Origin of the sequence: Aequorivita sediminis (genome assembly GCF_032080575.2) — a bacterium.
Taxonomy (GTDB): domain Bacteria; phylum Bacteroidota; class Bacteroidia; order Flavobacteriales; family Flavobacteriaceae; genus Aequorivita; species Aequorivita sediminis.
This window is the reverse complement of the sequence record NZ_JAVLSO020000001.1, coordinates 722434-735434: the sequence shown is the minus strand read 5'-3', so window position 1 is coordinate 735434 and position 13001 is coordinate 722434. Positions and strand designations below refer to the sequence as shown.

General features: G+C 35.2%; 10 protein-coding genes and 1 tRNA gene. 7 read left to right on the top strand and 4 right to left on the bottom strand.

From position 1 onward, the window contains the following. Nucleotides 1-2: 2 nt before the first annotated feature. Nucleotides 3-1952: a tetratricopeptide repeat-containing sensor histidine kinase gene (locus RT250_RS03330; protein ID WP_313112108.1), complete on the bottom strand. Its 1950-nt coding sequence runs from the start codon at nt 1950-1952 to the stop codon at nt 3-5. Between the two features lie 210 nt (nt 1953-2162). Here RT250_RS03330 and RT250_RS03325 point away from each other — a divergent pair, with 210 nt between their 5' ends. Both RT250_RS03325 and RT250_RS03320 read left to right on the top strand, forming a co-directional pair. Beyond that, nucleotides 2163-3416, top strand: coding sequence for a metallophosphoesterase (locus tag RT250_RS03325; protein ID WP_313112106.1), 1254 nt, complete (start codon nt 2163-2165; stop codon nt 3414-3416). 139 nt (nt 3417-3555) lie between these two features. Further along, complete coding sequence (locus RT250_RS03320; protein WP_313112104.1) at nt 3556-3852, top strand: thioredoxin family protein; 297 nt, start codon at nt 3556-3558, stop codon at nt 3850-3852. Between the two features lie 24 nt (nt 3853-3876). Here RT250_RS03320 and RT250_RS03315 read toward each other — a convergent pair whose 3' ends face one another. Beyond that, entirely contained in the window at nt 3877-4527 is a 651-nt protein-coding gene (locus tag RT250_RS03315) for a polysaccharide deacetylase family protein (RefSeq protein ID WP_313112102.1), read from the bottom strand. Nucleotides 4528-4650: 123 nt separating this feature from the next. Then, nucleotides 4651-7974: a protein O-mannosyl-transferase family gene (locus RT250_RS03310; RefSeq protein ID WP_313112100.1), complete on the bottom strand. Its 3324-nt coding sequence runs from the start codon at nt 7972-7974 to the stop codon at nt 4651-4653. Between the two features lie 196 nt (nt 7975-8170). On the opposite strand from RT250_RS03310, the gene RT250_RS03305 reads away from it, so the two are divergent. Further along, nucleotides 8171-8243: transfer RNA gene (locus tag RT250_RS03305), tRNA-Gln, on the top strand. 65 nt (nt 8244-8308) lie between these two features. On the opposite strand, the gene RT250_RS03300 is transcribed toward RT250_RS03305, so the two are convergent. After that, complete coding sequence (locus RT250_RS03300; protein WP_313112098.1) at nt 8309-8473, bottom strand: hypothetical protein; 165 nt, start codon at nt 8471-8473, stop codon at nt 8309-8311. 233 nt (nt 8474-8706) lie between these two features. Here RT250_RS03300 and RT250_RS03295 point away from each other — a divergent pair, with 233 nt between their 5' ends. From RT250_RS03295 to RT250_RS03280, 4 genes are all read left to right on the top strand, one after another. Further along, nucleotides 8707-9219 (top strand): ATP-binding protein, encoded by a 513-nt coding sequence (locus RT250_RS03295; RefSeq protein ID WP_185097942.1) that lies wholly within the window; start codon nt 8707-8709, stop codon nt 9217-9219. 1 nt (nt 9220) lies between these two features. Beyond that, complete coding sequence (locus RT250_RS03290) at nt 9221-9910, top strand: nucleotidyl transferase AbiEii/AbiGii toxin family protein (protein ID WP_313112095.1); 690 nt, start codon at nt 9221-9223, stop codon at nt 9908-9910. 254 nt (nt 9911-10164) lie between these two features. Then, on the top strand, nt 10165-11778 hold the full coding sequence (locus RT250_RS03285) for a type I restriction-modification system subunit M (RefSeq protein WP_313112093.1): 1614 nt from the start codon (nt 10165-10167) through the stop codon (nt 11776-11778). Between the two features lies 1 nt (nt 11779). Beyond that, on the top strand, nt 11780-13000 hold the full coding sequence (locus RT250_RS03280; protein WP_313112091.1) for a restriction endonuclease subunit S: 1221 nt from the start codon (nt 11780-11782) through the stop codon (nt 12998-13000). The last annotated feature ends 1 nt before the right edge of the window (nt 13001 follow it).

Sequence of the window (13001 nt, the reverse complement as noted above, 5' to 3'; positions counted from 1 at the left end):
AATCAAAGTATGTCAAACTTTTTAATTTTTAAAATTACTTCTGTGCCTTTATTTAAAGTTGAATTATAATTTAATGTAGCTTTTAATTTTTTTGATAATGCTTTCATCAACTTAATTCCGAAGGAGGTTTCTTTAATTTCGCCTTCAAAACCCTGACCATTATCAATAACTTTTAGCACAAGCTCGTCATCAACTTTTCTGAAATCGATAATTAGGATGCTCTCGGGTTTAATGATTTTATAAGCGTGTTTTAAAACATTAATAATTAATTCGTTCAAAATTAAACCTATGGGAGTTATAGTTTCAATACTCAATACTATAGGTTCTATATTTAATTTGTAAGGTAAAACTTCACTTTTAAATTGATGTGTTTCAAAGATATCCTTGGTTAAAGCTTCTAAATATTCTTTACTGTTAATCCCTACTAATTGGTCTTTGTTATAAAGTCTTTGATGTATTAGAACCATCGACTTCACTCTGTTTTGAGCTTCACGAAGAGCAACTTGTGCTTTTTTATCTACCATACTTTCAGACTGAAGATATAGGAGCGATGAAACTATTTGGAAACTATTTTTTACACGGTGATGCGTCTCTTTTAACAGCACATTTTTCTCGTCAATAGTAGCTTCTAGTAGTTTTTTCTGTTTGGCTAAAGAGCGATTTTTCTTTCGGTTTTTATAAAAGAAAAACCCTAAAAACCCTGCAAATAGAAAACCTATGCCTGAAAGAACACCGTACAATTGACTTTCTTTTTTACGTGCCGATATTTCAGCATTTTTAAGGGCAGAAGTTTTATTGAATTCAAATTGCATTTCCTGTTGCGTTTGTTTTCTAATGTTTTTTTCATTGAAAATAGTTTCTCTAGCATTTACAAATAATTCAAAGTTTTCAAGCGATTTGTTTAGGTTGGTTGTGTTTTTATAGGCTGTGTATAAGCAATTGCAGGCTTCTGAAAATACTTGAATTCCATCAGACATAGAGGTCATTGCTTTGGCTTTTTCGCAATCGGCAATGGCTTGCGAATATTCTCCCTGCTTTAAAAACAAGTCGCCTCTATAAGCTAGTGTTTCTGCTAATCGGCCAGACATATTATTGCTTTCATAAAAAGCAATGGAAGCATTTAAATAGGGCAAGGCATCTTCAAAATTGTTTAAGTTTGTGTGCGCAATTCCTATGTTTAAATCTGAGTTTATCAACATTACAGGAGGTGCGTCACCTTTTTCTTTTAATTTTTTTCCTTTGAGAAAAGCTTCTAATGCTTGTTCGTTTTTGTTAGTTTTTAAAAATAAATCACCCTTATTTGTAATAAAAACTCCAGCAGCTATGTACGATTTGTTGTTTAAGGCATCTTTATAACCCTTGTCGTAATAAAAGGAAGCCTTGTCGTACTCTTCCATTTGATTATAGAAATTAGCAATACTATTGTCTAAGGATAATCGCTCTTTTTTTAATTTTCCAAGTTCTAAATCATTTAGTTGGTTGGTATCTACTTTATCTAAAAACTCCTGTGCTTTTAAGGTTAGTGCTAGTGCCTGTGGCATATCTCCTTTTATTCTGTAAACACCACCCTCAGTATTGTACAATGAAGATTTTAAGAATGGTAAATCCTCTTCCTCAATTAAGGCTTTTGATTTTTTAATATAGTAAAGTGATGAATCTAACTTCGAATTGTAGTAATAGTAGTTTCCGTAAAAATAATATGTGGTAGCGAGAAGCTTGGGAGTATTGCTTAACATAGAAACTTCTTCCGCTTTTTTTATGAGCTTTTCACTTCCCGCTCCGTAACGTAAATTGCTAATAAAAGTATTTAATGCTGTTATTTTTTCATCTGCTGAGGGTATGCTTTCAGTAACCTTTATTAGAGAATCTATATCCGCAGCATTAGTTTCTGGGTTTTTTTGTGAAAATCCAGAAAAGCCGATAATAAAAACTAAAAGAAGTGAGGTTCTCAATATTTAGTATTCTGATTCTAAAATACTAAAATAATATTTAACAGCTTTACAGCGATGAGATTATATAGGAGAATTGGATACCAGACAATTTTATTGCTTATAATATTATATGGTTTAATAAACATGTTGTTCTTGATAATCGTTAAAATAAAGTGAAGTTTGCGATAAAGGTTTTTCAATCTTGTTACTTTTAAAAATTCTATCTACACTATGCGTTGGTTTATATTTATTTCAGTTTATATTCTTGTTGATATTTATGCCTTTCAGGCTGTGAAAACACTTACTAGAAATCCCTTTATTTACGGTATTTATGTTTTGGTTTCACTAGCAGTTTTAGCAGCTTTAATTTATGAGCTTTCTGCAATGGGAGCTGGAAAAAACATGGCGGTAAGCACTATGTATGTATTTGGAGCTTTCTTAGCATTATTTATTCCTAAATTACTGCTCGTTATTTTTATGTTTGCTGAGGATATAGGGAGGTTTTTTGTGGGCACTTACATGAAAGTGGCAGGAAGCAGCGAAACACCATTTATGGCTTCGCGAAGAAAATTTGTAAGTACTCTTGCCTTGGGGATTGCTGCTATACCATTTGCCTCTTTAATTTATGGAATGATTCAAGGAAGGTACAATTATAAAGTTTTAAAATACGCATTAGAATTTGAAGACTTACCTAATGAGTTTGATGGGTTTACACTTACACAAATTAGCGATGTTCACATTGGTAGTTTTAGCAATAGAAACAAGGTTGAATACGCCGTTAATCTTATCAATGAACAGCAAAGTGATATAATTGTTTTTACAGGGGATTTGGTAAACAATCTCGCTGAAGAAATGGACGCTTGGAAAGGGTTGTTTAGCACATTAAAAGCCCCACACGGTGTGTTCTCCGTTTTAGGAAATCACGATTATGGCGATTATGTAAAGTGGAGTAGTGCTTCAGCAAAAGTAGAAAACCTTAACAAACTAAAAGCAACCCAACGTGAAATGGGCTGGGATTTGCTTTTGAATGAAAACCGATTTATTACAAAAAACGGTCAGAAATTAGCTTTAGTGGGAGTTGAAAATTGGGGAGAAAACGGGTTTAAAAAGGCAGGGGATCTCGACAAAGCTTGTGAAGGGATTACTAAGGAAGATTTTAAAATTCTTTTAAGTCACGATCCCTCACATTGGCAATCTGAAGTAAAAAAAGACCCACGAAACTTTCACCTTACTCTCAGCGGTCATACCCACGGGATGCAGTTTGGTATTGATATTCCAGGACTGTTTAAATGGAGCCCAATAAAGTACAGGTATGAAAATTGGGCAGGAATTTATCAAGAGTTCGGAAGATATATAAACGTAAATCGAGGTTTTGGATTTCTAGGTTATCCAGGAAGAGTAGGGATGTGGCCGGAAATAACTGTGATTAAACTTAAAAAAAGTCAAACTCAAACTAAAAGCAGTGAAAATTTAAGAGAAGCCTAACCAATTAATTTTTACCTTGTAATTTGGTTACATAAAATTACGTTAGATTATTCCTTTACATAGATTGCTGGTGGTTTACAGCATTAGGAAGTTATTTTATTATATTTGTAATACATTGTTCAACTAATACATTAGATGAATGTCGAAATTCGGAGAATTAATTGAAAGCCGCACTCCAGTGCTATTAAACTTTTATGCAGAATGGGATGAAACTTCTAAGAAGATGCATCCAGTTTTGCGTGAAGTAGCCACTGCTCTAGGAAATAATGCACGCGTTATAAAAATAGATGTGGAAAAAAACAAGGAGCTTTCTGATGCATTACGCGTTAAAAACCTTCCTACATTTATGATTTATAAAGATGCAGAGATGAAATGGCGACAAGGAGGGGAACAAGATGCCGATACTCTTATCGGTCTTATTAAAGAATATATTTAGGTGCCAAAGATTCGTTTTTAGTAACTATATATTTCCAAGTGAGGCACACTGCCAGCCTTTTTCAGAGATATAACGCAAAGTTTTAGGTAGTGTATACTTGAGGTTTTTCTCTGCTTTTAAACTGTCGTGAAACACAACAATACTTCCAGGTTTAATGTTTTGTAGCACATTCTGAAGACACTTTTCTTTTAGAATAGAAGCGTCATAATCAAAACTTATAATATCCCACATTACAATTTTATAGCCTTTTTTCTGAAGTATATTAGCTTGTTTTGAAGTTATTCTTCCATAAGGCGGTCTAAACAACTCTGAACCAAATGACTTCTGATCTTTAGTGTTAATTTGCTTAATGGTTTCGAGCATTTGCTTAGAAGCTTTCTCGGTATTTTCAATATAATTGGAAGTTTTTGTCTTCCATCCGTTTAAATGGTTATAGGTGTGATTCCCTACTGTATGACCTTCAGAAATTACACTTTTAAAAATCTCAGGATGCTTTTGAATGTTGTTGCCAATACAAAAGAAGGTTGCTTTGGCTTGGTGTTTTTTTAATTCGTTTAACACCCAAGGTGTAACTTCAGGAATAGGGCCGTCGTCAAAAGTGAGATAAACTGAATTTTTAGCACGCGAAAATGCCCAAATCCGTTCAGGGTATAACCGCTGAATAAATCTGGGCATTTTTACGATTTTAAATTTCAATTTTTAAAGTTGAATAAGCTTAAACAATGTTATAAATGCTATTCTTAATTTTAAAATCTGTGATTGATGCTGGTTTCTTCTCAACAAATCAAGTCTTTAAAATTAATTTATTGGTAACTCTTCTTCAATAGCTTTGGTAGGCTGCAGCTGCATATTTTCTAGTAAGCTAGAATCTAATTCCATTTCAAGAGTTTCTTTAGCTTCCATTTCTCTATCTAAGTCAATTGCTTCATCTGGCGTATAGAAATGGCGGAACATCTTTAAGTAATCGTTAAATTTCTTTGCTTCAGACCTAGCAAACTCTTCATCGTCGTAAAGAATCACAAACTGAATTAAACTCCTATATCGCTCCATATCACTTATGATATCGGAAGCAATATTGCGTTGTCTATTAAACTTAAGGCCGTTGTAGTAAATAAGATGTTCTTGGTAAATCTTTGTAACATCATTGTATACTTGTCGCGCTTTTTCTTTCTTCCCTAATTCGTAATATCCTATTACAAAAGGTTCAAGTAGCGAGTAGTATTCAAAGTACTTCACCGGCATTTTTTCCATCCCAAGGTCTAATACTTTTTCGGCTTTTTCTTCTTTCCCTTCATTAATTAAGGTTTCGGCAAGACGCGCTAGATTACTTCGGTAGGTAATACCATTTCTACGAGTTTCCGTGTCGTGATAGATATCCGGGCTACCGCTATTACCCCAATCCCAAGACATAACGATATCGTACATCTTATCGCTGTCTATACGACCCATTTCGTAAGGGTTGCGGTTGTTCATTGGTGTTTTAATTGGTACCAATTTATACACTACACCTTCCAGTTGCAGGTATTCTTTCATCCAGATATAATCGTCGTCACCAAAGCTTCCACCACTAAAATAGATTGGACGCTCCCAATTGTTGTTTGCGATTATGTCCAACATCATCATGCGGTTTTTGTAAATAACATCACTTTTTACATCAATATCGATATAAGGAACAATTTTATCGGCGTCTTTAGCGTCAACAATTCCATTTTTAAGTACTGCTTCCTTATCTACAGGTATGCGAATAACTTTTGAAGGAAAAGTATGCACCTCTTGACCATTTTGTAATTGCATTTGTGTAGCAGGGTTGTCGCTAGCAACAAAATTCATCCAAGTTTTGATATCGATAGTATCTTGGCTTGTTCTTTGGTGAATAAGGAAATCGCGAGTACCAAAGCGATATTTATCGTGCGTTAGTTGAGACGGAATAGGATCGCTTGTAAACGCTTTTTTCTTCATATCGTCTATATACCAATCTGTTTGGAATAGACTAGTGTTTACAACGCGCACATCTTGGCGATAACCCTCCACATTTTGAATATACCACAAGGCAAAAGTGTCGTTATCTCCAATAGTAAATACAATTCCATTCTCATCGCAGGAATCTAAGTACATTTTCCCCATTGCTTGGGCAGTGTAGCGATTGCTGCGATCGTGATCGTCCCAGTTTTGTGATGCCAATAATATAGGCGCTGCCAAAGCAGTAGCAGTCATTACTACCGGAAGTGCAATTTTAGGTTTTATATATTCTTTTGCAAGATCGAAAAGGGCATAGGCACCATAACCAATCCACATTGCAAACACATAAAAACTACCTACTAATGCATAATCTCTTTCGCGAGGTTCAAACGGTCGCTCGTTGAGATAAACTTTTAAGGCAAGTCCGGTAAACAGGAAGAAAACTAATAATACCCAAAAGCTCTTTTGGTCGTTTTTAAAATGAAAAACTAAGCCTATAATTCCCAAAATAAGGGGAAGGAAAAAGTAGGTATTTCGTGCTTTATTGTTTTTTATATCGCTTGGCAAATTGTCTTGACTTCCTAATCGAAGTTCGTCTATAAACTTAATGCCACTAAGCCAATTCCCGTGTAGGTCGGTGTACTGACCTTGAATATCGTCTTGTCTTCCTGTGAAATTCCACATAAAGTAACGCCAATACATATATCCAAATTGATATTCGAACATAAACCTCATATTTTGAAGAAAGGTAGGTCTCTTAATGTCTAGGTACTGTCCAAAATTCTTTAGGAATTTGTCGAAGTCCTTGGTGTCCACCAAACCTTGAGCATGGGCTTGTTTAAACTTATTTACTTCTTCAATTAATCTAGGCTCGTTAAGGTATTCTGCTTTAACCGAAAAATCTAATCCGCCAGTAAACTCCATATAGTTGGCGCTGTGTTCGGTGCTCCACATACGTGGTAAAAACCCTTTTTGAGCGTCATCTGTGTTTTGACTTGCGTTCTTGTAGTTGTTTACAATAACGTATTTTCCGGTAGCTTCATCTTTTTCGTAATTTGGCTTATCGTCTTTATACGGATTGTTTTCATCTAGACCTACATAACTTTCGGTGAAATGTGGTCCATAAAACAAATGTGTTTCTGGGTACTGCTCTCTATTGTAATACGCTAAGAGCTCACGAGCGTTATTGGGGTTGTTCTCGTTAATTACTGTTCCTGCATTAGCACGGATAGGAAGCATTAACCAGCTGCTAAATCCAATAAAGATAAAAAGCACACAAAGCAGAATTGTATTAAGTTGTACAAAACCTTTTTTACGTGTTAATCGCAAAGTGTAGATAAATACTACTACGAAAAGTAAAGCAGCTATAATGGTTCCCGAGTTAAAAGGAAGGCCTACGGTGTTTACAAAAAACACTTCGGAAGCACTAAAGAACTTCATCGACATTGGTAATAATAACTTGAAGATAAAGAGTAGGATAGCAACGCTAACTATATTTGCAATTATAAAATTCTTGATTGTAACCGTTTTATAATGCTTAAAGAAGTATAAGAAGCCTATAGCTGGAATGGTAAGTAGCGCCATAAAGTGTACCCCAAATGAAAGTCCGATAATAAAGGCAATAAGAATTACCCAACGGTTCCCTCTTGGTTCAAGCATTTCGCGTTCCCAACGCAGGGCGGTGTAAAATAAAACCGACATTAGAAAAGCCGCACTTGCATATACTTCGGCTTCTACTGCGCTAAACCAGAAACTATCTGTAAATGTAAAGGCTAATGCCCCAACAGCAGCACTTCCTAAGATTGCTAAGGCGCTAGTTTTTCCAATTTTTTGTTTTTTAGAAATTAGGTTGGTTAACAAAATGGTAAGCGACCAAAACATAAATAGTATTGCAAAGGCACTTGAAAACACCGACATTAGGTTTATAGTTAGTGCTATATAGGATGCGTCTGGTGCAAATATTGAGAAGAATGCTCCCAATAATTGATACAGAGGCGCTCCTGGAGGGTGGCCTACCTCAAGGTTACTTGAAGTGGTGATGTATTCGCCGGCATCCCAAAAGCTTGCTGTAGGTTCTACCGTTAGCCAATAAGTAGTAAGCGCTATAGCAAAAACAATCCAACCTGTGATATTGTTCCATTTTTTAAAGTTGAAAGAACCCATAAGTACATTTAAAGTTTTGATGGCACGAATTTACTAATAATATATATAGCTTACATAGGTAAAAGGTGTAACGTTCAAGTTGCTATGTTATTTTTTTAGGGGTAAAAATTGAAATTAAAAAAAGAAGGTGAAATTTTTTTCAAAAAAGTTTGTACAAGCCAAAATATGTATTAAATTTGCATCCTCATTATGGAAATGGCCCATGGTGTAACTGGCAACACGTCTGGTTTTGGTCCAGAAGAGTCTAGGTTCGAGCCCTAGTGGGCCAACAAAAGTCCCGATCTTTTTAAGATTGGGATTTTTTTATTTTAGGCTATTTATTGAATATTTCAATTCACACACAACTTTTGAGAATGATCCCTTTTGTTCCTTTAACCATAGCTACTAAAGCTCCTTTCTTTCCTTTTGCTTTTTTGTCGGTCAACATGGTGTATAGGTCACCGTTGGAGAAAGTGGTTTTATCAGGAAGTTGATGGGGTGTTGTATATTTTGAATGCACATGATGAGGTTGGGATTGTGGTTTTGGAGTGTTTTTAGGTTTTATTCTTCTCTTTTTATGATTTATATTGCAAATAAAACATTTCACATAAAACTTCATAAGGCTACATCACCAAATTTGTAGAAGTAGGTTTAATTCACAGAGAAAAGCACAATAACTATCTTGTAATTGAAACCAAATAAAAATTTAGTAAATTCGCATATCGCGAATCGCGAATTACAAATGTACAAGTAATGAAAAAACATAGCGGAATGCGCCCTCACGACATAGTTATATTATTGAAAATTATAGCCAAAGGAAAGGAACAATGGTATATGAAAGATATAGCTAATGAACTTTATATAAGTCAAAGTGAAGTAAGCGAGTCATTAAACAGAAGTGTGATGGCAGGTTTAATCGCAAGTAATAAGAAAAGAGTACTAATGTCAGCAGTTCAAGAATTTGTGTTTTTTGGCCTCAAGTATGTGTATCCTCAAAAGCCTGGAGCAATGGTAAGAGGTATCGTTACGGCTCATAGTGCTATGCCTTTGATAAATAAGATTCAAAGTAACCAAAATTTTGTTTGGCCATATAGCGAAGGGAGTCAAAGAGGTTTTTCTGTTGAACCATTACATCCAAATGTTCCAAAGGCTTGTTTAAAGGATGTAAAACTTTATGAATTATTAGCTTTATTAGACGCTATACGTTTAGGTAATGTAAGAGAACAGAAAATGGCTATGGATGAATTAAAAGAGAGACTTAATTAGTATGAAAAATACTATCATAAATAGAAAAGTTATCCAAAAGGTTGCTAAAGCTCTAGGAGACCTAAATAGTCAAGTAATTTATGTAGGAGGAGCAACAGTAAGTCTATACATTAATGACCCAGCAGCAGATGATGTACGTCCTACAAAGGATATTGATATTAGTATAAAAGTAGCTTCCGTAGCTCATTTAGAAGAAATAAGGGGAGAACTATCTAAAAGAGGTTTTAAACAAACTGCCGATTTAGATGTTATATGTCGCTTTAAATTTGATGATGTTTTGGTTGATGTTATGGCAACAAAACCTGTAGGTTGGGCACCAGCTAATCCTTGGTTTGAAGGTGGCTTTGATAATTTACAACAAGTAGATATTGATGGTTTAACCATTCAAATAATGCCATTGAGTTATTTTTTAGCAAGTAAATTTACAGCACATTTAGATCGTGGTGGTTCCGATCCTCGATTTAGTCACGATTTTGAAGATATAACCTATATTTTAGACAATCGTACAGATTGGCACGAGATAGTGTGTGACGAAAAAGGAGAAGTAAAAACATTTCTTTTGGAACAGTTAAAATCTATAAAAAATAGTCCAAAGCATCAAGAGGCTATGCTTGCAAATCTTTTTTATGAGACCCAAGAAGAAAGGTTTCAAATGATAATGGAAAAAATCGATTTTTGCTTGAAACCTTAATTCATTTACATAAGAATTTTAGGTTTTCAAGAATAAACTTGAAATTAAAATTTACTTACGGAAAACCGTATCAATATTAAAGTGTTAAAAACTACTTTTATTTTTCCATTTGCCTTTACAGAGCAAGGTGTAGTCATGCTATCAAACGTGCTTAACAGTAAAAAAGCAATCGATAGATATAGCCATTATTAAAGCTTTTGTCAAGTCAGATTAAAATCATATTTTTAGTTTTTTTTCAAAAAAGTAGCTACCTAATGTCTGAAGATCATAAAAAACAACTCGAACAACAACTTTGGAATATTGCCAACACCCTTAGAGGTAAAATGAATGCCGATGAATTTAGAGACTATATTTTAGGGTTTATTTTCTACAAGTATTTATCCGAACGCATGGAGATTTATGCGAACAATATTTTAAAACCAGACGGTTTAGCGTTCACTGATATAGACGAAGATTCTGAAAATGGCAAGGAATATATTGCAGCCATTCGAGAAGAAGCTTTGGAAAAACTAGGCTACTTTTTAAAACCTTCAGAATTGTTTAGCGCAGTGGCCAAACGTGGAAACCACAATGAGGAAGTTGCACTAGATTTAGCAGCCGAAGAAGTTCATAGCTACAACACCAAGCATAACTTTATACTTGAGGATTTGCAGAAAATCCTAAACAACGTACAAAATAGTACGATGGGTACTGAGAGTGAAGAAGATTTCGACAACCTCTTTGAGGATATGGATCTTAACTCTACCAAGCTAGGAAAAACGCCCGAAGCCAGAAACGAGATTATTGCAAAAGTACTCGCGCATTTAGATAAAATAGATTTTAAGCTAGAGCAAACCGAACTTGATGTTCTTGGCGATGCGTACGAGTATCTTATTGGCAAATTTGCCAGTGGTGCAGGAAAAAAAGCAGGCGAATTTTACACGCCCCAAGAAGTGAGTATGGTTTTAGCAAAGTTGGTTACAACAGGAAAAACCAAGCTTAGATCTGTCTATGACCCAACCTGTGGTAGTGGTTCGTTACTCTTGCGGGTTGCGAAAGAAGTGGAAGAAGTAACCAATTTTTACGGACAAGAACTAAACCGTACTACTTACAACTTGGCGCGAATGAATATGATCTTGCACCGTGTGCATTACCGTGATTTTGATATTAAACAAGAAGACACCTTAGAGCATCCACAGCATCTAGATCACCGCTTTGAAGCCATTGTAGCTAATCCTCCTTTTTCTGCTAAGTGGAGTGCCAACCAGCTTTTTATGAGTGACGACAGGTTTAGCCAATACGGCAAACTTGCGCCAAAAAGCAAGGCCGATTTCGCCTTTGTACAGCATATGATATATCAGCTTGCCGAAAACGGACAAATGGCAGTAGTGTTGCCGCACGGCGCATTATTTAGGGGTGGAGCCGAAGGACTTATTCGGGAATACCTGATAAAAGAGAAAAACTATTTGGATGCGGTAATTGGCTTGCCAGCAAACATATTCTACGGCACCAGTATTCCTACTTGTATTCTGGTATTTAAAAAGTGTAAGGAAAATCCAGACGATATACTGTTTATCGATGCCAGCGAACATTACGAGAAGGTGAAAACCCAAAATATGTTGCGTGACAGCGATATAGAAAAAATAGTCAACACCTATCGCAATCGTACGACCGAAGACAAATACAGCTATGTAGCCACTTTAGAGGAAGTAGCCGAAAACGACTACAACCTAAATATTCCGCGCTATGTAGATACCTTTGAAGAAGAAGAACCTGTGGATATTAAAGCTGTAGCCGAAGAAATACAGACTTTGGATGCTGATTTAAAAGAAACTGACGCCTTGATCGCTTCATTCTGTGCCGAATTGAACATTAAAACCCCTTTTTAAGATGCAGAACGAAAATAAATTAGGCTCCATTGAGCGAAGCCGAAATGTGCCACAATTACGATTTTCAGAGTTTGAAGGGGATTGGGAAAAGAAAAAACTTAAGAATGTTGCTGAAATTATTACAGGTAGCACGCCAAGCACTACTGTAACTGAATTTTATAATGGAGATAAGTTATTTGTTTCGCCAGCAGACATTCAATTAAACAGATATGTGGAAACAACAAAAACAACTTTAACGCATTTAGGATTTTCAAAAGGAAGAAAAGTAAAAAAGGGTAGTGTTTTATTCGTTTCAATAGGCTCAACAATAGGTAAAGTTGGGCAGGTTAAAGAAGATGTAATAACAAACCAACAAATTAATTCATTGGTTTCAAAATCTGATTTTTCTGATGATTTTATTTATTCATTATTAGAGAAGAATGGTAAAAGGATTAAGCATTTATCAGGTGTTCAGGCTGTTCCCTTGATTAATAAAACGGATTTTTCAGAATTAAAGTTTAATTTCCCCTCCTTCCCCGAACAACAAAAAATAGCCACGTTCCTAACCGCAATAGACAGCCGCCTGCAAAGTTTAGAAAAAAAGAAAAGCCTGTTGGAGGAGTATAAAAAAGGCCTGATGCAGCAGATTTTTAAGCAGGAGATTAGGTTTAAGGATGATGAGGGAAATGCATTCCCAGAATGGGAATTTAAAAAAGGAAATTTGTTGTTTAAAAGTGTTTCTGATAAAGACCACAATTCAGATTTACCAATATTAGCCATAACCCAAGATCAAGGTGCCATTCCTAGAGACCAGATAAATTATAATATTGGTGTTACTGAAAAGAGCGTTAGTTCATATAAAGTCGTTCAAATTGGTGATTTCATTATTAGTTTAAGATCCTTTCAAGGAGGTATCGAATATTCAAACTATCGCGGTATTTGTAGTCCTGCGTATATAATTCTTCGCCCTATTAAAGAAATGGAGAGAGATTTCTATAAGTACTATCTTAAAACTCCATCCTACATAGGTCAATTAGTGAGTAAGCTCGAAGGCATTAGAGATGGTAAAATGGTTAGTTATAAATATTTTTCAGAAATAAAATTACCTTATCCATCATTAGAAGAACAAACCAAAATCGCCGATTTCCTTTCCGCCATTGATGATAAAATAAATTTGGTTGGTCAGCAGATAGAACAAACCAAAACCTATAAAAAGGGGTTGTTGCAAAAAATGTTTGTGTGAT

Bases quoted from the DNA above. Each gene is read 5' to 3' on its own strand.
- RT250_RS03325 (WP_313112106.1), top strand. From the start codon at position 2,163: ATGCGTTGGTTTATATTTATTTCAGTTTATATTCTTGTTGATATTTAT.
- RT250_RS03320 (WP_313112104.1), top strand. From the start codon at position 3,556: ATGTCGAAATTCGGAGAATTAATTGAAAGCCGCACTCCAGTGCTATTA.
- RT250_RS03315 (WP_313112102.1), bottom strand. From the start codon at position 4,527: ATGCCCAGATTTATTCAGCGGTTATACCCTGAACGGATTTGGGCATTT.
- RT250_RS03310 (WP_313112100.1), bottom strand. From the start codon at position 7,974: ATGGGTTCTTTCAACTTTAAAAAATGGAACAATATCACAGGTTGGATT.
- RT250_RS03295 (WP_185097942.1), top strand. From the start codon at position 8,707: ATGAAAAAACATAGCGGAATGCGCCCTCACGACATAGTTATATTATTG.
- RT250_RS03290 (WP_313112095.1), top strand. From the start codon at position 9,221: ATGAAAAATACTATCATAAATAGAAAAGTTATCCAAAAGGTTGCTAAA.
- RT250_RS03285 (WP_313112093.1), top strand. From the start codon at position 10,165: ATGTCTGAAGATCATAAAAAACAACTCGAACAACAACTTTGGAATATT.
- RT250_RS03280 (WP_313112091.1), top strand. From the start codon at position 11,780: ATGCAGAACGAAAATAAATTAGGCTCCATTGAGCGAAGCCGAAATGTG.